Annotated in this window: 21 protein-coding genes and 1 riboswitch; of the genes, 11 read left to right on the top strand and 10 right to left on the bottom strand. The window is 67.4% G+C overall.

Translation table 11 applies throughout. The annotated features are described in order from the left end of the window. Positions 1-5: 5 nt before the first annotated feature. The gene (nrfD, locus tag CFB18_RS10010) at positions 6-1148 is read right to left on the bottom strand and encodes an NrfD/PsrC family molybdoenzyme membrane anchor subunit (RefSeq protein ID WP_200808163.1); all 1143 of its coding nucleotides are present in this window, start codon (positions 1146-1148) and stop codon (positions 6-8) included. Positions 1149-1177: 29 nt separating this feature from the next. Then, on the bottom strand, positions 1178-2077 hold the full coding sequence (locus tag CFB18_RS10005) for a 4Fe-4S dicluster domain-containing protein (protein WP_088571672.1): 900 nt from the start codon (positions 2075-2077) through the stop codon (positions 1178-1180). 58 nt (positions 2078-2135) lie between these two features. Continuing rightward, positions 2136-2233: riboswitch (molybdenum cofactor riboswitch) on the bottom strand. Positions 2234-2500: 267 nt separating this feature from the next. On the opposite strand from CFB18_RS10005, the gene CFB18_RS10000 reads away from it, so the two are divergent. Further along, positions 2501-3436 carry a substrate-binding domain-containing protein gene (locus CFB18_RS10000; protein WP_088571671.1) on the top strand — a complete coding sequence of 312 codons (936 nt, stop codon included), beginning with the start codon at positions 2501-2503 and terminating at the stop codon, positions 3434-3436. Between the two features lie 301 nt (positions 3437-3737). Here the strand turns inward: CFB18_RS10000 and CFB18_RS09995 are convergent, their stop codons facing one another. From CFB18_RS09995 to CFB18_RS09980, 4 genes are all read right to left on the bottom strand, one after another. Beyond that, on the bottom strand, positions 3738-4625 hold the full coding sequence (locus CFB18_RS09995) for a DUF3782 domain-containing protein (protein ID WP_088571670.1): 888 nt from the start codon (positions 4623-4625) through the stop codon (positions 3738-3740). A 259-nt stretch (positions 4626-4884) separates the two neighbouring features. After that, the gene (locus tag CFB18_RS09990; RefSeq protein ID WP_159461690.1) at positions 4885-5760 is read right to left on the bottom strand and encodes a patatin-like phospholipase family protein; all 876 of its coding nucleotides are present in this window, start codon (positions 5758-5760) and stop codon (positions 4885-4887) included. 11 nt (positions 5761-5771) lie between these two features. Next, positions 5772-7139, bottom strand: a complete 1368-nt coding sequence (gene hydA / locus CFB18_RS09985; RefSeq protein WP_088571668.1) for a dihydropyrimidinase — start codon at positions 7137-7139, stop codon at positions 5772-5774. Positions 7140-7157: 18 nt separating this feature from the next. Continuing rightward, a complete protein-coding gene (locus CFB18_RS09980; protein ID WP_088571667.1) occupies positions 7158-7889 on the bottom strand; it encodes a DUF554 domain-containing protein in 732 nt (243 codons plus the stop codon). 152 nt (positions 7890-8041) lie between these two features. Between CFB18_RS09980 and CFB18_RS09975 the strand changes: the two genes are divergently transcribed. The 6 genes from CFB18_RS09975 to CFB18_RS09950 all read left to right on the top strand — a co-directional run bounded on the left by CFB18_RS09975 (position 8042) and on the right by CFB18_RS09950 (position 14803). After that, entirely contained in the window at positions 8042-10576 is a 2535-nt protein-coding gene (locus CFB18_RS09975) for a DEAD/DEAH box helicase (RefSeq protein ID WP_159461689.1), read from the top strand. Between the two features lie 439 nt (positions 10577-11015). Continuing rightward, on the top strand, positions 11016-12371 hold the full coding sequence (locus CFB18_RS09970; protein WP_159461688.1) for an NfeD family protein: 1356 nt from the start codon (positions 11016-11018) through the stop codon (positions 12369-12371). Positions 12372-12402: 31 nt separating this feature from the next. Next, positions 12403-13050, top strand: coding sequence for a winged helix-turn-helix transcriptional regulator (locus CFB18_RS09965; protein ID WP_088571664.1), 648 nt, complete (start codon positions 12403-12405; stop codon positions 13048-13050). Continuing rightward, positions 13047-13934: a PH domain-containing protein gene (locus CFB18_RS09960; RefSeq protein WP_088571663.1), complete on the top strand. Its 888-nt coding sequence runs from the start codon at positions 13047-13049 to the stop codon at positions 13932-13934. The genes CFB18_RS09965 and CFB18_RS09960 overlap by 4 nt, the downstream gene beginning before the upstream one ends. Positions 13935-13977: 43 nt before the next feature. Next, positions 13978-14535 carry a dCTP deaminase gene (gene dcd, locus CFB18_RS09955; protein ID WP_088571662.1) on the top strand — a complete coding sequence of 186 codons (558 nt, stop codon included), beginning with the start codon at positions 13978-13980 and terminating at the stop codon, positions 14533-14535. 88 nt (positions 14536-14623) lie between these two features. Further along, positions 14624-14803 (top strand): hypothetical protein, encoded by a 180-nt coding sequence (locus tag CFB18_RS09950; RefSeq protein ID WP_088571661.1) that lies wholly within the window; start codon positions 14624-14626, stop codon positions 14801-14803. Positions 14804-14840: 37 nt separating this feature from the next. On the opposite strand, the gene CFB18_RS09945 is transcribed toward CFB18_RS09950, so the two are convergent. After that, positions 14841-16160 (bottom strand): FecR domain-containing protein, encoded by a 1320-nt coding sequence (locus CFB18_RS09945; protein ID WP_143597574.1) that lies wholly within the window; start codon positions 16158-16160, stop codon positions 14841-14843. After that, positions 16120-16437 carry an acylphosphatase gene (locus CFB18_RS09940; protein WP_234977039.1) on the bottom strand — a complete coding sequence of 106 codons (318 nt, stop codon included), beginning with the start codon at positions 16435-16437 and terminating at the stop codon, positions 16120-16122. Before CFB18_RS09940 ends, CFB18_RS09945 begins: the two co-directional genes overlap by 41 nt. 216 nt (positions 16438-16653) lie before the next feature. Between CFB18_RS09940 and CFB18_RS09935 the strand changes: the two genes are divergently transcribed. Genes CFB18_RS09935 through CFB18_RS09925 form a run of 3 tightly spaced genes read left to right on the top strand, consistent with a single transcriptional unit; the run spans position 16654 to position 19075 of the window. After that, entirely contained in the window at positions 16654-17694 is a 1041-nt protein-coding gene (locus CFB18_RS09935) for an NAD-dependent epimerase/dehydratase family protein (RefSeq protein WP_088571659.1), read from the top strand. Positions 17695-17712: 18 nt separating this feature from the next. Continuing rightward, positions 17713-18738, top strand: coding sequence for an MBL fold metallo-hydrolase (locus tag CFB18_RS09930; protein ID WP_088571658.1), 1026 nt, complete (start codon positions 17713-17715; stop codon positions 18736-18738). A 1-nt stretch (position 18739) separates the two neighbouring features. Next, on the top strand, positions 18740-19075 hold the full coding sequence (locus tag CFB18_RS09925; protein ID WP_088571657.1) for a hypothetical protein: 336 nt from the start codon (positions 18740-18742) through the stop codon (positions 19073-19075). Here the strand turns inward: CFB18_RS09925 and CFB18_RS09920 are convergent. Then, positions 18977-21010, bottom strand: a complete 2034-nt coding sequence (locus CFB18_RS09920; RefSeq protein WP_088571656.1) for a hybrid sensor histidine kinase/response regulator — start codon at positions 21008-21010, stop codon at positions 18977-18979. The two genes, CFB18_RS09925 and CFB18_RS09920, sit on opposite strands and share 99 nt — an antisense overlap. A 110-nt stretch (positions 21011-21120) precedes the next feature. Then, on the bottom strand, positions 21121-21888 hold the full coding sequence (locus tag CFB18_RS09915) for a fumarylacetoacetate hydrolase family protein (RefSeq protein WP_088571655.1): 768 nt from the start codon (positions 21886-21888) through the stop codon (positions 21121-21123). Between the two features lie 221 nt (positions 21889-22109). Between CFB18_RS09915 and CFB18_RS09910 the strand changes: the two genes are divergently transcribed. Continuing rightward, positions 22110-23109: RNA-guided endonuclease InsQ/TnpB family protein (locus CFB18_RS09910; protein WP_088571654.1), on the top strand; the 1000-nt coding region annotated here is incomplete at its 3' end.

The raw sequence follows: 23109 nt of genomic DNA, 5'->3' as shown, positions 1-23109 counted from the left end.
GCGGGTCAGCGCGTCGGAGCCTCCGGGACGTGTTCAGGGGTCATCGGCAGGCGCTCGTAGGCGATCAGGAAGACCAGCCCGGCCAGGCCGCTGATGCCGACGCTGACAGCCCACTCCATCAGGCTCGGGAAGTAATGGAACTGAAGCCGGGCGCTGTGGAAGGCACCGATGAGCTGTTTCAGCTCCGGCACCGCGAGGGCCGGGAACACGATGTTCGCTCGAGCCGCGGCGAAGCCCACCAGGACCAGGAAGCCTGCCAGGGCCGCCCACGCGGGCTTCGTCGAGAGCCCCGGCCAGAGAAGGATGACGATGGGCACCAGGCTCCCCAGGAACAGCTGCAGGATCCAGAAGGCCCACCAGTAGCGCCCGAAGAGCACCTCCTGGACAGCGGCCACGTTCTGGGGCATCCCACCGTAGAGGCTCTGGGAGTAGTCCGCCCACAGGAAATACAGCTTGACCAGTTGCAGCACCAGGGTCAGGATCGCCAGGGTTCGAAGAAGCTGCGCCCGATGCTCGTTGGCCGCCCGATCGAAGAGGCCATAGACCAGGAGCAGCAGGGCCGCCCCCGAGGCCAGGGAGAAGAAGGGGAACTGCACGGGGAACAGGCCCACATGCCAGAAGGGACGGGCGGCCTGCACGCCCAGGAGGGCTCCCACGCCGCCGCTCAGGAAGAGTGCGAGGAAAAGGCCGATGGCGGAGAGGATCCTCAGCCATCCGGCGTAGCGCTGGGGCCGGAAGCTCATGGCCAGCATGGCCAGGATGATCAGGCCGAAGAGGGTATAACCCCAAACGATCTGATCCATCACGGAGTTGAAGTTGGGCTGCAGATAAGCCTTCCAGACCCGCTCCGGACGCCCCAGGTCCAGCCAGATGTGCAGCAGGCCGGCTCCCAGGGTGATCAGGGCCAGGAAGAGGGAGAGGCGACCGGTGCGGGCGAAGATGGGCACGCGGAACAGATATTCCAGCGTGGCGAAGACGAAGGTCCCCGTCGCAACGCCGGTGAAGAAAAGATACAGGGCGACCCACAGGCCCCAGACCACATAGCTCCCGTAGGCTGCGTTCTGGTGTCCGAAGGCGACACGATCGTAGATCCCCCACAGGCCGAACAGCACGGCCAGGATGGCCACCCCATACAGAACCCGTCGCATCATGGAAGCCTCCTTATTGCGCGTCCGGCTCAGAGCAGGTAATAGACTTTAGGCTCCGTCCCCAGCTCCTCCTTCAGGCGCATCACGTTCGGGCGGGCGATCAGCTCGGCGACCAGGCTCTCCGGGTCGTTGGCGTCCCCGAAGAAGGTGGCCCGGCCGATGCAGGTGACCACGCACTGCGGCAACAGGCCCCGCTCGATACGATGCAGGCAGAAGTGGCACTTGCGGGTGTTGCCGATGGGGGAGCTCTCATCCCGCCGGGGGCGGGGCTGACCGTATTCGAACATGGGGATCGTCTCGTGGACCGCCGCGCCTTCCTTGCCGAGCAGGAAGGATTGGGCCCTCGGCGTCCCTTCGGTATAGCGATCGCCGAAGTCGAAGGTCCGCGCCCCGTAAGGACAGGCGGTGATGCAGTAGCGGCAGCCGATGCACTGCTCATAGTCGATCACCACGATCCCATCCGGCCGCTTCCAGGTGGCGTTCACCGGGCAGACGGGGACGCAGGGCGGCCGATCGCACTGCATACACGGGCGGGGGATGAACCGCCGGACGACGTGGGGATAGGTTCCCAGCTCCTCTTCCAGGACGGGGCGATAGACCACGCCCGGGGGCAGCTTGTTCTCCACAACACAGGAGATGGTGCAGGCGTGGCAGCCCACGCACTTGCGCAGATCAATCACCATCACCCACCGCCGCTGCTCCACCGGCTTCTGCAGCGCCCGCTGGAGATCCCGCATCATCCGGATCAGCGGGTCCTCTTCCGGCTGGGGCGGGGGCAGCACGGGCAGCTCCGGGGGGGTCGCCGCCTCCGCAGGCGCCGCGGACTCGCCGAGGACGGCGGGGGCCACCAGCCCTGCGAAGACGGCGCTGGCCAGTTTCGCCAGCACCTCCCGCCGATCCAGGTCCACCTTCCCCGCGGATCCCGTCATTGTTCCACCTCCTCGCCGGGACTGGAACTCAAAAAGGGGACGGGCCCGAAGGCACCGTCCCCTTTGCGAATCCGGCAGGCCCGCGGGTTTCCCCACGGACCCTATCGGCCCGGCCCCATCGGCCTGTGGGGGCCCTTAGGGGATCCAGGCTCGGGGCGGCTGCTTCCATCCTCAGCATAAGTGGGGCCGGGGCGAGGGGGTAGCAGGGAAACCCTGCGTCCGCGGGGCACGGTCTGTCAGGGGGATCCCGAAAGCCTGTCCGGGAAACCCGGAACGCTGTCAGGGAAACACCGGACAGCCGACGCGTCGCGAGCATCCCTGGCAGCCCCATGGGGGAGGCGAAGCGGTCGCCCCTCCTGGCCGGGTTGCGGGTAGAATGAGCGAGGAATTAGAGGATCCGCCCGGATCTTCGCGAGGGAGCGGATGGGCGTCAAGAGGCTCTGCAGGGCTTTGCGTTGGGGGCTTGTGGCCCTGACCCTCTGGCTGGGAGCTTGCGGAGGGACCGCCGAGCCCATGCCCTATGTAGATTTCAATCGGCGGGTGCCGCTGGCGACCCCGCGACACACCGGAGTGGTCCCGCTGCGGGTGGGCATCGCCGCTGTCCTCTCGCCCCAGAGCTCTGCGGAGGCTTACCAGGAGCTGCTTCAATATCTCTCCCATCGCTTGAACCGCCCGGTGGAGAGGGTCCAGCGCCGGGATTATCGGGACATGAACACGGCCATCGCTCGCGGCGAGGTGGATATTGCCTTCATCTGCACGTGGGCCTATGTAATCGGCCAGCGGGAGCACGGATTCTCGTTGCTCGCCGTGCCGGTGGTGAACGGGAAGCCCACATATCAGTCATGGGTGATCGTGCGGGCGGACCTCCCGATCCACCGGATGGAGGATCTGCGGGGGCGCGTTTTCGCTTTCGTGGATCCGCTGTCCAATACCGGTTATCTCTATCCCCGCTATCTGGTGCATCGATTGGGTGAGACGCCAGCGAGGTTCTTCCGGCGCACGTTTTTCACCTATGGGCATGACCGGGCGATCCGCGCGGTCGCTCAGGGGTTGGCTGATGGGGCGGCCGTTGACAGCCTGGTCCTTCAGTTCCTGCTGGAACAGGAGCCGGAGCTGGCCGGGAAGGTGCGGGTGATCGATCGCTCCTCCGAGTTCGGAGCGCCGCCGGTGGTCGCCGCTCCCCGGCTTGCCCCCCAGGTCCGGGCGGAGATCCAGGCGCTCCTGCTGAGCGCCCATGAGGACCCGGAGGGCCGGCGGGCGCTCCGGGCCATTGGGGTGGAGCGTTTTGTGAAAGGGGACGATGCCTGGTATGACGGGGTTCGTCGTCTGGAGGCGGCCATCGCGGGCGAAGAGCCGTGAGGGATCGGCGAGGCTTTATCCCTCCAGCCGATCCAGGATCCGCCTTTGCGGCGACCCGGAGCCAGGCAGAGCGAAACGATGGGTTTTCACCACTTCATTCGGACAGTGAGTGGAGCGAAGAGCCCGGGCCGCTGAGTCCTAAGATTGCAGGTCAAAATCCACGTCAACCGCCAAAATAGGAGCTGCGAACCTTGCATCATCAAAGATCAAAGTTCGGGGCGAGCGCCCCTCCTAAAGGACCGATTTCCGTAGGAACGGTTTCCGCCGCGGTCTTGCGGCCTCGGAGATGGGGGTTCGGGAATCAAGGTTCTGGAAGAGAGGGGGCGACGACTTCCCCACGCCGGGCCTCATACAGCCCCACCCCCAACTTCTGCGCCATCGCCTCCGCCCCTGCATAGATCGCCAGCCCGAAGACCACCGGGATCACCGGCTCCGGGAACCCCTCCCGCTGCAACCAGCTCCGGAACACGGCATCCCGGATTCGCTCCAGCACCTGCTCGAACGGGCGAGGACCCCACACCCGTCCCTTCACCTCCACCACCCACGTGACCCGGCGGCCATCCGCCTCCTCCACCTCCAGGACCAGGTCGGCCTCCCCATCGAACTGCACCATGGCGCTCCGCCGCACTTGGCGGCCTGCTGAAGCCAGAAACCGTGGCATAAGGTCCTCGGCCATATTCTCGTGGGCCAGCCCCCAGCGCTCCTCCATCCGGCCCACAGTCCGCCGAAGATCCCGCACCTCCTCCGTCAACGCTGCGATCTGGGCTTCCACCCGCTCCATCCGCTCTGTCAGCGCTGCGATCTGGCGGCTGTTCTCCTGAACCTGCTGGGTGAGCGTTGCGATCTGGGCTTCCACCCGCTCCATCCGCTCCGTCAGCGCTGCGATCTGGCGGCTGTTCTCCTGAACCTGCTGGGTGAGCGTCGCGATCTGGGCCTCCACCCGCTCCATCCGTTCCGTTAATGCCGCGATCTGTCGATTGTTCTCCTGAATCGCCTTCCAGACCCGTTCGAACTCCTTATGGATTTCCAGGCGCAGGCGCTCCACGCGCTCCGGGAGGGCAAGGAGCTCGTCCGTGAGCAGCTTGCGGCGCACCTCCTCCCGGAACGCCGGATCCCGATCCAGGAGCTCTAAAAACTTCAGGCGGAACACGGGATCTTGAAACAGCTCTTCGATCGTCTGAGGGGTCATCCCAGGTTCTCCGGCCCCAACGCATGGATTCCAGAGCCCAGGATAACGCGAGCGTTGGCTATTGTCAACGCGTTGCGCTTGTGGATCGGGGCCGTCCATTTTCTCTGATGCGGGATCGATTCCGGATCGACGGATTCAGGGCATCCACGTCCTCTCTCGAACCTCGGTGTTCAGGCTTTATGTGCCAGGCCTGGCCCGGGTCCGCCGCATGACTCATCCGACCTTGTGAGAATGTTGCCCTCCTTCAAACCCAGGGGCTTTATCCCTCCAGCCGGTCCAGGATCCGCTGCGCATCCGCTTCCCCCTGGGCGATGAGGGCGCGGGTCCCTGCTGGGTCATAGCGCAGGATGCGGGAGAGGGGCAGCGGGGCGGCCGGGGCCACCACGTGGCATCGGATCTCCCGATGGGTGGGCTTGAGAGGACGCCCTCCGCGCACCGCCTGGTTCACCGCCTCCAGCTGGCGGTAGTCGTTCTCGAAGGTGGCCAGGAGAGCCAGATCGAGGACGAGGGCGAGGGCCTGGAGGGGATGGCGGGGGAGAGGCCAGCCTCCCGCCTGTCCGGGCATGGGGGCCAGCAGCACCGCCACGATCTCGTCGGCGCCGGCCTCGATGGCCGCGTTCAACGGCGTGTTGGCCATCACCGCTCCGTCCCAGAACACGCTGCGCTCCACCGGCGTGGCCGGGTAGATGTAAGGGATGCTGCAGCTGGCGAGCAGGTGCTCCGGCCCGATGCGAACCGGGAGGGTCTTGGGGATGGGGCGGCTGGCGAAGACCACCGGGCATCCCCGGCGGAGATCCGTGGCCAGCACCAGCAGCGTCCGCGGGTTGTCGGGGTCGTTCAGGCGCTCGAAGTCGATGTAACGGCGAAGGGTGGCCCGAAGGGGTTCGGTGGTGAACAGGCTCCGCCAGATCCGCAGATGGGGGCGGTGGACGTGATGGGATCGCAGGCCCAGCCAGAAATCCACCAGTCGCTCCGCGGTCCAGCCCGCCGCCAGGGCGGCGGCGTTCACGGCGCCGATGGAGGTGCCCACCAGGATCTCCGGGATCCATCCGGCGCGGTAAAGGGCGCGGATGACCCCCACCTCATAGGCGCCCCGCCCGCCGCCGCCGGAGAGCACCAGCGCGCGCTTTCCCATGGGAGCCCCCTTCAGAGTCGGGTGGTAAAGGGAGCGGCCGGGAGGAAGCGGCCCCATCCCGGCGTCCCCCGGAAGGCCCCGTCCTCCACGACGATCTGGCCCCGCACGATCACCGTGCGCACCCGTCCCTGCACCCGCCAGCCCTCATAAGGGGTATAGCCGGCGATGTGATGCAGACGAGCGGCGGAGAGGGTCTCCTCCGGCTCCGGGTCATAGATCACCAGGTCGGCGTCGGCCCCCGGCTGCAGGGCGCCTTTCCGGGGGTAGAGCCCGAAGAGCTTCGCCGGGCCAGTGGCGCACAGGCGCACCAAATCCGGCCATCCGATGCGCCCCTCGGCGACACCATAGGTGTAAAGCAGCGGCAGCATGGTCTCCAGCCCCGGCAGCCCGCCGGGGGTGGTGAGGAAAGATCCCGTGGCGGTCTTCTGGCTTAAGGCGTAATCGCAGTGATCGGTTCCGACGGCCGCGATCCAGCCCCGGTGCAGGCGCTCCCACAGCCCGGCCCGCTCGGCGGCCGGGCGCAGCGGAGGCTGGAGGATATACCACTCCGGGTGAGGGCCCTCGTAAGCGGTCTCGTCCAGGAGCAGATACTGAGGACAGGTCTCGGCGAAGGCGGGCTGCCCCCGCAGGGCAGCCTCGTGGACCAGATCCACGGAGCGGGCGGTGGAACAGTGGACGATGTAGACGGGGGCGCGGGCCTCGGCAGCCAGGAAGAGAACGCGGTGGACGGCCTCGATCTCCGCCAGGGGTGGCCGGGAGCGGCCGTGCTCCCGCAGGCCGGTGCGCCCCGCTGCCTTCAGCTGCTCAGCGGCTTCGGTCACCAGGGCGTCGTTCTCGCAGTGGACCATGGTGATCAGCCCCATGGCGCCCGCCGCCCGCATCACCCGCAACAGGGTGGCGTCATCGGCGTAGTAGTTCGGCCGGTAGGTGGTGTAGAGTTTGATGCCCGCCACCCCCTGTTCCACCAGCTTTCCCAGCTCCCCCTCCCGGCCCGGCGGGAGATCGGTGACCATCATATGGAAGGCGTAGTCCACGACAGCCTTCTCCCGGGCTTCCTCCAGGCGGGCGGCCAGGGCGTCCTCGAAGCGCTGCCCCCGGAACTGAGTGGCGAAGTCGATCACCGTGGTGATCCCGCCGAAGACGGCCGCCCGCGTTCCGATCCACCAATCATCGTCCGTGCGGTAGATCCCGGTGTCCAGAGCGATGTGAACATGGGGATCCACCAGGCCGGGGAGCACATATGCGCCGCCGGCGTCCACCACCGGCTCGCCGGGGTAGGGGGCCAGATCCCCGATGGCAGCGATCCGTTCTCCTTCGATCCGGATCTCCGCCCGCAACATCCCCTCCGCGGTCACCAGGGTTCCGTTTCGGATCAACATCGGGATTCCTCCCGCATCTTATGGGGTGAGGGGGATCCCCAGGCGGACCAGCATGGCGTTGAGGGTCGGGGCAAGGGCGACCAGGATGGGAGCGATGAACAGGCCGGGGAGGAAGCTGGCTACCCGCACCCGCTTGAGGTCGAGCAGCAGCAATCCGATGCCCAGGATCATGGTTCCGCCCACTGCCGTCATCTCGGTGATCATGGCCTCGGTGAGGACGGCTTTCACCAACCCGGCTCCCAGGGTGAGGGCGCCCTGGTAGATCAACACCGTCAGGGCGGCGAACATCACGCCGATCCCAAGGGAGGCGCTGAAGGCCAGGGAGGCGAAGCCATCCAGGGTGGCTTTGATGGCCAGCAGCGTGTAGTTGCCGGTGAGGCCGTCCTGGATGGAGCCCAGGATGGTCATGGGGCCGACGCAGAAGACCAGGCTGGCGGTGACGAAGCCTTTGACGAAGGCGCTGCCTTCCCCGCTGTGGCCGGAGACGCGGGTTTCGAGATAACGTCCCAGGGCCTGCAGCCGTTCCTCTAAGCCCAGCAGCTCCCCGATGACCCCGCCCAGCAGCAGCGAGGCCAGCATCAGCAGCGGGTTCCGGGTCTGAAGGGCCATGCTCATCCCGATGACCAGGGTGATCAGGCCTAAGCCGCTCAGCACGGTCTGGCGGATGCGCTCGGGGAGGCGGCTGCCCACCAGCAGGCCGGCGCCGCTCCCGGCCACCACCGTCGCCACGTTGATCAGCGTCCCCACCATCGCGATTGCCCCTCCGGGTTCGGAACGTATGGATGGCCGTCGACCCCGACGACCGTTTTCCCCAAGGATACCGGAATCCCTCCTTGAAGGCATAATGGAAGGAGAGAGCGATCCCAACCATCTGTTGCGTCCGGAGAGGGATGCGGTCCGCCATGGGCATGGGCGATCTCGCGCTGGCGCGCCTGTTGCAGCGCTGGCGAGAGGATCCTTCCTTTCGCCGGCATGTGGCGGCGTGGGCTCGGGCGCCCGCCCGGCAGGCCCGTGAAGTTCCCATCCCGGCAGATCTCCACCCCCGCTGTCAGGATGCGCTACGGCGACAGGGGATCCAGGTGCTGTTCACCCATCAGGCGGAAGCGTATCGGGCGGCCCGTCAAGGGGCCCACGTGGCCCTCTTCACCGGGACGGCCTCCGGGAAGACCCTGGCCTTTCTGCTCCCCATCTTTCAGGCGCTCTGCGAGGACCCGCGGACCACAGCCCTCTTCTTGTATCCCACCAAGGCTTTAGCGCACGATCAGCGCGCGGTCCTGCGCGCCTGGCTCTCCGCCCTGGAGCTCCCGGTGGCCGCGCTGCCTTACGATGGGGACACGCCGGCCGAGGCGCGACGTTTCGTCCGGGAGCGGGGGCGCCTGATCCTGACCAACCCCGACATGCTGCACCTGGGGATCCTGCCCCAGCATCCCCGCTGGGCGGATTTCCTGCGGCATCTGCGCTTTGTGGTGATCGATGAAGCCCACGTCTACCGGGGAGTGTTCGGCAGCCACGTGGCGAACGTGTTGCGACGGCTGCGGCGCCTGGCCCGGGCTTACGGCGCGGCACCCCAGTTCCTCCTGGCCTCCGCCACCGTCGCCAACGGTCCCGAGCTGGCCGAAGGGCTGGTGGAAGCCCCGGTCCACATCGTAGAGGATGACGGCTCCCCTTCCGGCGAACGCCACTTCATCCTGTATCGCCCCCCGCTGCTCGATGCCGCCACCGGCCTGCGCCAGAGCGCTCTGACCGCTGCCGCCGGGTTGATCCTCACCCTCCTGGAGCACGGGATCCCCACCATCGCCTTCGCCCGGTCCCGCATGGCAGTGGAGCGGCTGTTGCGCATCGTGCGGGAGGCCTGGAGCGAACGAGGTGGGGATCCCGGGGAGGTGCGGGGATATCGCGGCGGATACCTTCCGGAGGAGCGCCGGGAGATCGAGGGAGGGCTTCGGGAGGGGTGGATCCGCGCGGTGATCGCCACCAACGCCCTGGAACTGGGGATCGACATCGGCGCCCTGCAGGCCTGCGTGATGGTCGGCTACCCGGGGAGCATCGCCTCGGTCCGTCAGCAGGCGGGACGGGCCGGCCGCCGCACGCCCCTGAGCGTGGCCCTCCTGGTGCTCACCGCCACGCCGCTGGACGAATATCTGGCCGCCCATCCCGAATTCCTGTTCCGGAGGTCCCCCGAAGCCGTTCGCTTCGATCCGGACAATCTGCTGATTCTCACGGATCACCTGCGCTGCGCCGCCTTTGAGTGGCCCCTGGGGTCCGACGAGCTCTTCGCCCGCACTCTGGACACCGCCTGGATCGTGGAGCGGATGATGGCGGAAGGGGAGCCGCTCTACCGCAACCCTACAGATGGACGGGTGTATTTCCGAGCGGACCGCTACCCGGCCCAGGAGATCAACCTGCGCACCACCACAGGGGAGCGTGTGCACATCCGCCTCGCGGGGCCGAGTGGTCGGGTGATCGGGGAGGTGGACCGCCCTTCCGCGCCCATCCTGGTCCACCCGGGGGCGGTCTACCTGCACGAGGGGGTGGCTTACCGGGTCCTCGCGGTGGACTGGGAGCGGGGGGAAGCCCTCGCGGAGCCGTTTGAGGGGGATGAGTTCACCGAGCCCATCGTGGAAGCGCGCTGGGCGCTCGATCAGGAGCACGCCCGGTGGGAGGCGCCGTGGGCCGTCGGGGCGTGGGGGGAGGTGACGATCACCCGGCGGGTGGTCGGATACCGACGCCGGCGCTGGCCCGGCGGGGAGCTCATCGGATGGGAGGAGGTGGAGACCCCGGAGGAAGCGCTCCCGACCACGGCCTGGTGGCTGGCGCTGCGCCCCGCCCTCGTGGAGGCCCTACGCGCCGAGGGCGTGTGGATCGGACCGCTGGATTATGGGCTGGAATGGGAGGCCATCCGTCGGGCCATCCGATCCCGGGACGGCTACCGGTGCCGGGTGTGCGGGGCGCCGGAGCTTCCGGGCCAGGCCCACGATGTCCATCACCTTCGTCCGTTGCGAACCTTCCGGGATCGGGCGGAGGCGCATGCCCCGGAGAACCTGATCACGGTGTGCCGGCGCTGCCACCGGCGTCTGGAGGAGATGCAAGGGACCCGCAGCGCCCTCTCCGGGCTGGGGGATCTCCTCCATCACCTGGCCCCCGTCTTCCTGATGAGCGATCCGGCGGATCTGAGCCTCCTGGTGGATCCGGAGGGCCGCCTCACAGGAGGCCCCACCCTGCTGCTCTATGAAAACGTGCCGGGGGGTGTCGGCTTCGCCGAGCATCTCTACACCGTCCAGCCTTTTCTCCTTCAGGCGGCGGGCGAGGTGCTCCAGCGCTGCCCGTGCGAACGGGGATGCCCAGCCTGCGTGGGTCCCCCGGGGGAGATGATCGATCTCAAAGGGGAAACCCGTCGTTTGCTGGAGCGCCTGCTGGAGGGAGCGCGCGTGGAATGAAGCATCTGTCCTTCTGAATATAGGCACAGACCGATGGAATGCCATAGAATGAGCCATGGGATCTGTTCCGGCGGAAGCGGCCTTTGTCGTGACCCTTGCAGGATCGAGGACAAGAGTTCGGGGTGAAATCTCCGCCCATGGTAGGCTGAAATTCATTTCGGCTTGCGCTTTGTCATCCATCGGAAGCAGGAGCGACTTTCGCTGCGACCCTTGCGGGATCGAGGAAAGGGGGTTGGATTGAAGGCTCTCCCTTCGGGAATGATCGCCGTTGCCATGGGGGCAGCGGTTCGGGGCTGAAGCCCCTCCTACAGGAGGATCGATGTTGGGTAGGAGCGGCTTCAGCCGCGACCATGCGGTCTCTTCAGCCGTGACCTGTTTGCTTGTGGGGCCCCCTACGGCAGGGCCGATCCGGTCGGGCCGGAACCGGAAAGGAGCTCCGATGCGTGGATGGCGCTGGATGGGGTGGTTGGGGATTTTGATGCTTCTGCTGGGAGCCGGGGGCGTGGAGGCGGACGCCGCTCCCCGGGTGGTGTGGTTGCGGGTGGAGGGGGCGCTGACCCCGGTGGTGGCGGATTACTTGCGGCGGGGGATCGAGGTTGCTCAGGATCAGGGGGCGGAGGCGCTGGTGCTGCAGCTCAACACTCCGGGCGGTGAGGTCAACCTCACCCTGCGTCTGGTCTCCATGATCCGGGAGAGCCCGGTTCCAGTGATCGTCTACGTCGCCCCGCGGGGGGCCATCGCGGGGTCCGCCGGGACGCTGGTGACCCTGGCTGGGCACCTGGCGTGGATGGCTCCGGAGACGGCCATCGGGGCCGCCTCCCCCGTCGGCGGCCAGGGGGAGGATCTCCCCCAGACCCTCAGCCAGAAGGTCAAGGAGATCCTGAAAGCCCAGGTCCGCAGCCTGGCGGAGCGACGCGGCCCGGATGCCGTGCGGCTGGCAGAGGCCGCGGTGGAATCCGCGAAGGCGGTGAGCGCCCGAGAGGCCCTGGAGGCCGGCCTCATCGATGGGATCGCGGAGAGCCCCGAGGACCTGCTCCGCCAGCTGGACGGCCGAACGGTGCGGGTGTCGGGCGGACCGCGCACCCTGCGCACTCAGGGGGCGGTCATGGTGCCCTTGCCGATGAACATCGTGGAGGAGATCCTCCACCGTCTGGTGGATCCGAACGTCGCCCTCATCCTGCTGGCCATCGGCGTGCAGGCCATCCTGATCGAGCTGTCGAACCCCGGCGGGTGGGTGGCCGGGTTCATCGGGGTGGTGTGCCTGCTCCTGGCGGCCTACGGGATCGGGGTGCTGCCGGTCAACTGGCTGGGGCTGCTGCTCATCGCCGTGGCCATCGTCCTGTTCATCCTGGACATCAAGGCGCCCACCCACGGCGCCCTGACGGCGGTGGGGACGGCGACGTTCATCGCGGGGGCCCTGGTCCTGTTCGCCCCGGTCGCCCGTTCGCCCTTCCCACCGCTCTCCCCTTGGGTCGCCGGCGGCACCGGGCTGGCCATGGCGGGCTTCTTCGGCTTTATCGTGGCGAAGGCCCTCCAGGCTCAGCGCCGCCCCAGCGTCATGGGCGTGGAGGCGTTGATCGGGCGCATCGGGGAGGCGCGCACCGATCTCAACCCCGTTGGGATGGTGCACGTAGCCGGCGAATTGTGGACGGCGGAGAGCGAAGCGGGTATGATACCGGCCGGCACGCCCGTCCAGGTGAGCGGGGTGGAAGGCCTCCGGCTGCGGGTGCGGAAATGGACGCCTCCCGCGACTTCGTCAGAGCGCCCGGCGGCACCGGAAGGGCGTCCGGCATAATGGGGATTCCCGTCGAGGGGAGACTCCGGGGATGGAAGGGATGGATCGCCTGCGGGTGCTGATCATCCATCCGGATCTGGAGCTGGGGGAGCGTTTGCTCCAGAGCGCCCTGCAGGTGGGATATCGCGCGCATTACGCGCCGGATTTGCGGGGAGGGCTGGCGCTGATCGCCCGCGCCGTCCCCGACGTCATCGTGGCGGATCGAGAGTGGCTGGAGCGCAACGGCCGAGGGCTGTTCAACGCCCTGCGGGGATGCTCTCCCCTTCCCCTGATCTGCCCGGTGGAGGACGCGGCGGCGGATCCCATTTGGGAGCGCCTGGCCCGGGCGTGGCGGGCCTTCCAGACCTGGACCGGCGGCGAGGTGGTGCAGGTGGGGCCGCTGATCATTGACCAGGGCCGCAAGCGGGTGCTCTGGCGCGGCCGGCCGGTGCAGCTCCCTCCTCTGCAGTTCAAGATCCTCACCGTGCTGGCCCGGCGCGCCGGCCAGGTGGTTTCCCATGCGGATCTGGTGCGGGAGGTCTGGGGGATCGAGACGGATGACCCGGAGGCCCGGGAGCTCCTGAAAGTGCACATCCGCCAGATCCGCAAGCGCCTGGGCCTGGACCCGGAGCGGGGGGAGGTGCTGGTCTCGGTGCGCGGGTTCGGTTACATGCTGACCCCGCCGGAGGGACAGGGATGACCGAACGGCCGGACCGGCGGCGCGGGCTGCGGGTGGGCGTCCTGCTGGAAGGCCTCCTCGGGCTGATCGCCCTGGCCGGGATCCTCTTCACCCTCTCCCGTCCGCCCTCGCCGGAAGTGGCGGCGGCGTCCACCGGAGCCGGGTTGGCCCTGCTGGGAGCCGTCATGATCGGCTACGTCCTGCGGGGCCTCCATTCCGCCCGGTATTATCTGGATCGCAACGGCTTGATCCTGACCTGGTGGCCGGCGGTTCACATCATCCCTATGCACGCCATTCAGGATCTGCGCCCGGCTCCGGCGCATCCCGGGGCGGTGCGGGGCTGGCGCGGCATCCGCTGGCCGGGCCTCTACACCGGCCACGCGTGGGCCGTGGAGGAGAACCGTCTCGTCCTCTTCTTCGCCACCGAGGATCTCCCCCGGCAGCTCTGGGTGATCACGGAGGCAGCCATCTATGCCATCTCACCGGCTCAGCCTCAGGCCTTCATCGACGCTTTCCGGGAGCGGGCGGCGATGAAGCCCACCCAGCGTCTGGAGCAGACGACGGTCTTCCCCGGATGGCGGCAACGGGCCTTCTGGGCGGATCGGGCGGCGTGGGCGCTCATCGGCCTCGGGGCCCTCGTCCTCTGGGGGATGTGGCTCTGGCTCTGCATGCGGTTCCCGGGTTTGCCGCCCCAGATCCCTCTGGAAGGGTCCGTCCACGCTCTACTGACCTCCTCCCTCCATCTGGTCCGGCTCCCCGGGCTGGGAGCCCTGATCTGGGCCCTCCATGCGGTCCTGGGGTTCCTGCTGCATGAGCACGAGCGGCCCGCAGCCTATGGGCTGTGGCTGGTCGGGCTGATGGTTCAGGGGTTGCTGCTGGGCGCCATGCTTCAGATCCTCCGGTGAAGAGAGGAGAACATCTTCATCCCACGCGCGAGGAGGACGCCCGATGGGCCTGAAGTCCGATCGCTGGATCCGCGAGATGGCCCTGAAGCATCGTATGATCGAGCCCTTCGAGGAATCCCAGGTGCGGCCCGGGGTGATCTCCTACGGGCTTTCCTCTTACGGTTACGACATCCGGGTCGCAGACGAGTTCAAGGTGTTCACTGACGTTTACAGCACCGTGGTGGATCCCAAGAACTTCGACCCCCGCTCGTTTGTGGACGTGCGAGGGGAAGTCTGCGTCATCCCCCCCAATTCCTTCGCCCTGGCCCGCAGCGTTGAGTATTTCAGGATCCCCCGGAACGTCTTGGTGGTGTGCGTGGGGAAGTCCACTTACGCCCGCTGCGGGATCATCGTGAACGTCACTCCCCTGGAGCCGGAGTGGGAAGGGTATCTCACGCTGGAGATCAGCAACACCACGCCGCTGCCGGCGAAGATCTATGCCTACGAGGGGATCGCTCAGGTCCTGTTCTTCGAAGCGGACGAGGTCTGCGAGCGGTCTTACAAGGAGCGAGGCGGACGGTATCAGAACCAGCAGGGGATCACCATCCCGCGGGTGCGGTGAGCCGGGCCGGCCTTGACGGAGAGGAAGCCCCGCGACATACTTTGGGGATGGATTCTTTCCGCGCGGAGCTCAGCCGGAGGAGGGAACGATGGCCAAGGGAGGCAAGAAGATCCAGCGGGAGGAGAAGAAGGTCGAGCAGGCGGTGGATCACCTGACGCGTCGCGTCTGCTATCGGTGTGGCCAGCCGATCCACCTCAGTGAACTGCTCCCGGTCAAGGACGGGCTGCGCAACCGCATGCGCTACTATCACAAGAAGTGCTTCGCCTGAGGTAGACGGGGCGGCCTCTCCCTTGAGGCCGCCCTTCTCACTCCTCCCCGATCAGCTCCAGCTCGGAGAACATCACCGAGTAATTGTGCCCTGAGGCGTAGATGCGCAGCCGGGTCAGGGTAACCGGGGGAGCGCCGGCGGCCCGCAGGATCTCCATCAGGTTCCCCGAATCGAAGGTATACCACTCCCCCAGGGGCACCCGGATGTGCGGGTTCAGCGGGGGCGGGCAGACCTGCGGCAGGCAGCTCCCCGGGGTCTGGGGCGTGATCTCCCCCACGGCGTAGAAACCCTGCAGCCACTGGCGGTCGTTGCCGTTGAAATCTTTGTATTCCAGCCGGATCATCAGCGGGCACTCCGTCCCCACCACCCCGCATACCGCCACATCCTGGAACAGGATCTTCAGGCTGATGTGCAGCTGCAACGACCGGAAGTCCCGCACGTCCTGGTTGAGGACGATGAAGACGCCGGTCTGGGCGTGGTCAAAGCCGGAGCGGGTGATGGACAGGGCCTGGCGCCCCGCCTCAACGGTGGGGACGACGTTCCCTTTGCTCTCGCCCGGCTGCTTCACGAAGGTGAAGATCGCCCACTGATTGGGAGGAACCGGCTCCTCAACGCTCCGCTCCGGGAGGGGCGCCCCGAAGAGATCCGGCAGCATGCTCCGGCCCGCCCCCAGGGGTCCCTCCACCCGCCCATCCAGGCCGATCCGCGCCCGCTGGTCGCTGCGCAGCTCTTGCACTTGGGTGGAGCCCTGAACCCGCGCCTGCCCGGCGCGCACGGTGAAATCCGCCCGATCGTTTTGCACCTCTACCGCCAGGGTCCCGGCGAGCACCATCGCCTGCCCGTGGGGCGTCTGAACGATCAGCTCTACCTCCCGGGGGCTCTCCAGGCGGGTGATGCGAGCCCGGCCGCTCCGGATATAGAAGACAAGGCGGGCCGGCTCCGGGCTGATCCCAAACCGAGGGTAGCGGGCGCGCCGCACCTCGATTTGGGTGTTGGGGTAGATTTGGACCATCGCCAGCTCCTGCCCCGGCCCGGAGGGCGCCGCGAACATCGCCAGGCCCTGGGACTGGGCGTCGGTCACCAGGAGATCCCCCTCCCGGAGGCGGGGATAGGGGTTGCCCGGGGGAACGGCCACCGGCTCCCCACCCGGATGCTCCAGGCGGAGGATCCCTGTAAGGGCCGCCGCCCGGGCCGGCGTCCCTATATACGAGGTGCGCAGATAGGTGATCACCTGCCAGGGGATCAGGACGGCGAGGGCCACACAGGCGGTGAAGGAGAGCAACAGGACCGCCCACGCCAGGCGCTGGATCTGACGCTCAGTCCACCTCGTAGCGGATGCGAAATCCCCGGAACTCACCGGTGGGTTTCTCCCAGTAGGTTTCCACGTAATCCACCCGCGCGGCCGGAGGCCCCTGCCGCAGGAAGTCGAGCAGTGCCTCCACAGCGGGACGGGGCCCCTCCGCCACCACCTCCACCGTTCCATCCGAGCGATTGGCCACCCAGCCGCTCAAGCCCAGGGCTTCCGCCCGCAACCGGGTGTAATACCGGAAATTCACCCCCTGGACGATCCCATGGACAATGGCGTGGAGCCGAACCGGATCCTCCATCCCGGGCTTCCACTCCGCTCGTGTCATGGGCGATCACCTCCTCAACGCGCCCTCTATTTTAACGGATCCCCTGAAAGGCGTCGCCCTTGCCCTCCCCGGGTCCGAAAGCGATCACGGCTCGGAGGGCCGGAGAGCCCGCGGGCGATCCTCCGGATTGTCCCTTCCCGGCTTCCGGTGATATGGTGGGGTGGGTCCCCGCGGGATGGGGCCTTAAGAATCTTTCGCGGAGCGCAAGGAGGTCGGATGCGGGTGCTGATCACGGGAGGCGCGGGCTTCTTCGGCTTCCACATGGCCAACAAGCTGATCCAGCACGGCTACGAGGTTCGCCTGCTGGACATCGCGGATTACATCGAGGAGGACTACATCGGCCCGGTGGAGTTCCATAAGGGGGACGTGCGGGACCGGAAGGCGGTGGATCGGGTCATGCGCGGCGTGGACGCGGTCATCCACGCCGCCGCGGCGTTGCCCCTCTGGCCCCGTCGGGAGATCTTCTCCGTGAACGTGGAGGGCACCCGGACCGTTCTGGAGAGCGCTCAGGCCCACGGGGTGCCGCGGGTGGTCTTCGTCTCCTCCACCGCGGTCTACGGCATCCCCCGCAAGCATCCCATCCGGGAAGACGATCCGCTCCAGGGCGTGGGGCCTTACGGGGAAAGCAAGATCCAGGCCGAGCGGATTTGTCAGTCCTTCCGGGAGCGCGGGCTGACGGTCACTGTGATCCGGCCCAAGACCTTCATCGGGCCCGGCCGCCTGGGCGTCTTCCAGATCCTGTTCGACTGGGTGGAGCGGGGCAAGCCCATCCCCATCATCGGCAGCGGCAGGAACCGCTACCAGTTGCTCGATGTGGACGATCTGACCGAGGCGATCGTCTTAGCCCTCACAGTCCCGGCGGAGCAGGCCAACGACACGTTCAACATCGGCGCGGAGCGCTTCGGCACGGTGCGGGAGGATGTGCAGGCCCTGTGCGACCACGCGGGCACTGGGGCGAGGGTCTGGCCGCTGCCCGCCCGGCCGGTTAAGGCGGCCCTCGCGCTTTTCGAAGCGCTCCACCTCTCGCCGCTCTATCGCTGGGTCTACGGGACCGCCGACAAGGACTCCTTCGTGGCCATCGATCGGGCGAAGGCGAAGCTGGGCTGGCGTCCCCGCTACAGCAACGCGGAGTCCCTCATCCGAACTTACGAGTGGTATCGGGCCCATCAGGCGGAGCTCGCCGGCAAGGTCGGTGTCACCCACCGGGTCGCCTGGGACCAGGGGATCCTGCGGGTGATCCGGGATCTGCTGCCCTGAAGAGGTGGGAGGGGGGCGATGCAGGGACCATGGGAGGAGCGAGAGGGAGTGCTGTGCTACCGCACCGGGGGCGGAGTGGAGCTCTACCGCCTTCCGGTGCGACTGTTCCCCGAGCTGGACGGATATGTCTATCTGGTCCTGGCGGACTCCCACCGCATCCTGGTGGACACGGGCTCAGGGCTGCCGGAAAGCCAGGCGGATCTGATCCGGGGCTTCGAGGTCGTGCGGGATCGTTACAGGCGCCCGGTGGGGTTCGAGGACCTGACGGCCATCCTGATCACCCATGGGCACATCGATCACTTCGGAGGGTTGAACTTCGTCCGCCAGCGGAGTGCTGCCCCCGTGTTCATCCACGAGCTGGATCGCCGGGTGCTGGCCAACTTTCCGGAGCGCCTGATCACCGTCGCCCGGGAGATCCGTGGCTTCCTGAGCCATGCCGGGGTCTCCCCGCAACGACAGTCCGTCCTGCTGAGCATGTATCTCGACATGAAAACGATGTTCCAGTCCACCCCGGTGGAGGGATGCCTGGACGACGGCCAGCGCCTCTTCGGGTTCATCGAGGTGCATCACACCCCAGGGCATTGCCCGGGGCAGATCTGCCTGCGCATCGATGAGATCCTGCTGACCTCCGACCACATCCTGGCCCACACCACGCCTCATCAGGCCCCGGAACGGATCACCCGCTACACCGGCCTGGGCCATTACTTGGACTCCCTGCGCCGGATCGCCGCGCTGCCGGGCATCGCCCTCGCCTTCGGCGGGCATGAGGAGCCCATCCTCGACCTCTACGGGCGGGTTGCGGCCATCGAGCGGTTCCACCGGCAGCGCCTGGAGCGCGTGCTGGAGATCTGCCGCGAGCCCAGGACCATCGCCGAGATCTCGTGGGCCCTCTTCGGCCGACAATACGGTTATGGGGTGTTGCTGGCCCTCCTGGAGGCCGGCGCCCACGTGGAATATCTCTACGATCGAGGCTACCTGCAGGTGGAGAACCTGGACCAGCTGGAGCAGGATCCTAACGCGCCGGTCCGCTACCGGAGGCTGTAGGATGTCCCGCTGGCTCCACGTTGCCATCGCCTGGCTGATCATCGCCGCCGTGGCCGTCGTCCAGGAGCGCTCCCGGGTTCTGGCCGGGATCCTGGCGGCGATGCCCCTGAGCATTCCTCTGGCTATGTGGATCGTCTACGCGGAGACCCGGGATCTGGCTCAGACGGCGCGCTTCACATGGGCGGCCTCCCTGGCCCTCATCGCCACACTGGCCTTTGTGCTGACGGCCGGGTGGCTGCTATCCCGTCGGGTTCCCTTCGGGTGGAGCTTGGCCGGCGGCTATGGGGTCTGGCTGGCTGTGCTGCTGCTCATGCGGTGGCTCGGCGTGTTGCGGTGAGGCCTCCCGCGCCCGCCGGGGAGAAGGGGCGGGGGGAGCCTCGGGCCGACAGGGGAGCAGGACGGTGAAGGTGCTCCCCTTGCCCACCTCGCTCTCGGCCCACACTCGCCCCCCGTGACGCTCTACGATGGATTTCACAATGGCGAGCCCCAGGCCGGTCCCCTCCGTCGTTTCCCCCTCCCGTCGGACCCGGTAAAACTTGCTGAAGATGTGAGGTAGATCCGCAGGCGGGATCCCCACTCCGGTGTCGCTCACCTGCACCATGAGGTGGCCGTCCCGCTCCATGGCCCGCACCGTGATGCGCCCTCCAGGAGGCGTGTATTTGACCGCGTTGCTGAGCAGGTTCAGGAAAACCTGTTCCAGGCGCCGCGGATCTCCATACAGGGTCGGGAGGTCCGGGGGGATCTCCAGGACCAGGGCCTGGCCTTTCTCCTCGGCCTGGGGGCGGATGATCTGGATCGCCTCGTGGAGGATCTGGGTCGGGGAACAGCGCTCCATGGAGAGGGCGTGTCCGGACTCCAGGCGGGAGAGGTCCAGCAGGTTGTTCAGCAGCTCGACGATGGTCCGCATCGCCCGCTCCACTTTCTCGACGAACTCCTGCTGGCGCGGGTTCAAGGGGCCTACGCGGGGCAACAGGCTGACATAGCCGCGGATCGTGGTCAGGGGCGTGCGGACATCATGGGAGACGATGGAGAGGAACTCGGATTTGATGCGATCCAGTTCCTTGAGGTAGGTGATGTCCTGCATCACCACCACGTAGCCCACGCCCGCCACCGCGGTCAGGCTGGCCTGGAAGGTCAAGCGATCCGACAGGGTGATCTCCTGGCGGACGGTGTGGCCGGGGAGGGGCTTCCGATCGAACAGCGCGTGGAGCTCCTCATGGGCCACCACCGCCCGCAGGGGCCGGCCCATGGCCTCCGCCGGGAGGCCGAGGTGCTGCTGAGCGGCGCGGTTGAGGAGGATCAGGTTCTCCGCGAAATCCGTGACCAGCACCGGCTCCTCTATGCCCTGGAGGATGGCCTCCAGCTTCCCTTTCTCCGTCTGCATCGCCTCGAAGAGCCGCGCCTTCTCGATGGCCACGGCAGCGTAGTCCCCCAGCATGCGCAGGAGGTGGACGTCCGCCTCGGAGAAGCCGGCCTCCGAGAGGCGATGGACCACGCCGAGCACGCCCAGGGCGCGGCCATGGGCCTGCATGGGGACATATAGGAGCGCGCGCACGAGCACCCCGGTGTCCAGCTTGTGGAGGCCCGGGCCGAGCAGGATGGGGCGGCCGGTGCGGATGGCCCGGCCCGGGAGGCTGTCCGCCACCCGCAGGGTCGTGGGCGGAGCCGCCACCTCCGGCTCCGGGATCCGGCTGCGGTGCAGGTAAAGGCGAAGGACCTCGCCCGACTTGTCCAGCAGCCAGACGCTGCCCTCCTCCGCCCCCGTGAAATGAATGGCCGCCTCCACCATGGGCGGGAGGATCTCCTCCAGCCGCAGGGAGGCCGCCAGGGTCTGCCCCACCTCATAGAGGACGCTGAGCTGCTGGAGCTGTCGTTGTAGCCGCTCCACCAGCCCGAGGATCCGTCGGCGTTCCTGCACCCGGTCGAGGGCCTGCCGGATCGTCTCCACCACTTCGTCCGGATGATCCGGGGCCAGCAGGAAATCGTGGACTCCCTGGCGAAGCCAGCGTACGATCTCCGGGGCAGGCAGGGGCGGACCGATGAGGATCAACCCCAGGGGGCGAGGCCGCACCCGCTCCAGGAACGCCTCCGCCTCCGGCAGCCGCCAGTCCACCAGAACCACATCCGGCTGGAAGGTCTCTAAAGCGGCCTCCGCCTCCGGGACCGAGGGGACCTCCCGGAGCTCCACCCGGAGCGGTTCCCGAACGGGCGCTCTCAGCGCCTCCCGCAAGGCCCCCATCTCGCCGACGACCAGCACGCGCGTCTCCCGCATCGCACCTCCTCGGATATCCAGCCGATCCCGAAGAAGCTCCCCGCTCCCGGCCTCAGGGTAATCCCAATGCCCGGCGCTGTCAAACCGCTTCCCAACCCCTGAGGGCCCGCTTAGCTCTGGACCGGGTTGCCGAGGACTCCGATGCCCGGGATTTCGACCTCGACCCAGTCGCCGGGGCGGAGGGGCCCCACCCCGGCCGGGGTGCCGGTCAGGATCACATCCCCGGGCTCCAGGGTCATCACAGCGGAGATATAAGCGATCAGCGTGGGGATGGAGAACACCATATCCCGGGCCTTCCCGTGCTGGCGGAGCTCCCCGTTCACCCGGCAGAGGATCTCCAGGTTCTGGATCTCCTCCGGGGAGAGGTCCGTTACGATCCAGGGGCCCAGGGGGCAGAACGTATCGAAGCCCTTGCTCCGGGTCCACTGGCCATCCCGTCGCTGGAGGTCCCGGGCGGTCACATCGTTCCCGCAGGTGACCCCGAGCACGTATTCCCAGGCCCGGTCCTCCCGGATGTCCTTCCCCCGACGTCCGATGACCACGGCCAGCTCCGCTTCATGCTCCACCTGATGGGATTGGGGTGGGAGCCGGATGGGAGCGCCGGACCCGATGACCGCGCTGGGCGGCTTCAGGAAGATCAGCGGCTCCGGAGGGACCTCCGCCTGGTGCTCCCGGGCGTGCTCGGCGTAATTGCGGCCCACGGCCACGATCTTGGAGGGGACGCAGGGGGCCAGCCAGGTCACGGCATCGATGGATCCGATCCGCGCGCCGCGACGGAACGTCCCCCGAAAGGGATCGCCGTCGAGGGCATACACCGCATCTTCCTCGACAACGACCCACCGCGCTCCCTCCGCGGTCTGCACCCGTCCGATGCGCATCGTGACCTCCTGGAAAGAAGATGGCTTCGTCTCTGTTTTACAACCAGCCCCTCGAAAACGCACCGTGCGACGCTCCGCCATTGTCGTCTTCCTTGACACCCCAAGCCCACTCCGTTATCATACCTACAACCAACCACAAACTTTGGAGGTTCGGTGATGGGATGGCGGGGATTGCCAGCAGCTGCCGTTTTCATTATCATCCGTTTCGTGGAGGCGACGGGATGCGGGTGAGGCAGGCCTTTCGCTTTGAACTGGATCCCAGCCGGGAGGCCCGGATCGCCCTGGCGAAACACGTGGGCGCGGCCCGCTTCGCCTACAACTGGGGCCTGGCCCGCTGTCGGGAGGCCATCGAGCGGGGACAGCGCATCCCGTCGGCGATGGAACTCCACAGGGAGTGGAACGCCTGGAAGCGGCAGCACGCCTCCTGGTGGGTGGAGGTGTCCAAGTGCGCTCCCCAGGAGGCCTTTCGGGACCTGGAGCGGGCTTTTCGCAACTGGCGGGAGGGGCGGGCCAACTTCCCCCGCTTCAAGCACAAGAAGGCTTTGGCGGATAACAAGGCGCGGCTGACCGGCTCCATCCGGGTCACCCCCCGGCACGTGAAACTTCCCCGTATCGGCAAGGTGCGCACCAAGGAGCGGACGGACAAACTCCTGGCGCTCCTTCATGCGAAAAAGGCCCGCATCCTCTCGGCCACGATCTCTCGGGAGGCGGATCGCTGGTTGGTGAGCCTAACCTGCGAGGTGGAGCGCCCGGATCCCGAGCCTCGGGAGATTCAAGGGCCGGAGGACGTGGTGGGCATCGATGTGGGCTTGGAAGCCTTCGCGGTTCTCTCGGACGGCACGCGGATCGAGGCGCCGAAGCCGCTGGCGAAGGCTTTGCGGCTTCTGAAGCGGCGTTCGAAGCAGCTCTCCCGCAAGCAGAAGCGAACGATGGTGGAACAGGACCCGGAGACGGGGGAGGAGCGAAAGCGGACGGTTTTCTCCCGCAACTACGAGAAGGCCGCCCTGCGCCTGGCCCGGCTGCAGCGGCGGATCCGGAACATCCGCCGGGACTTTCTCCACAAGGTCACCACGGAACTGGCGAAAACCAAGCCGGTCATCGTGGTGGAGGACCTGAACGTGCGGGGCCTGGCACGGAGCCCCTATCTCTCCCGGTCCATCTTGGATGTGGGATGGGGGATGTTCCGGCGGATGCTGGAATACAAGTGCTGCTGGTATGGAG

The sequence above is a fragment of the Thermoflexus hugenholtzii JAD2 genome (assembly GCF_900187885.1).
In the GTDB taxonomy this organism is placed as follows: domain Bacteria; phylum Chloroflexota; class Anaerolineae; order Thermoflexales; family Thermoflexaceae; genus Thermoflexus; species Thermoflexus hugenholtzii.
The sequence above is the reverse complement of the archived record's forward strand: the minus strand, read 5'-3'. Positions and strand labels throughout refer to the sequence as shown.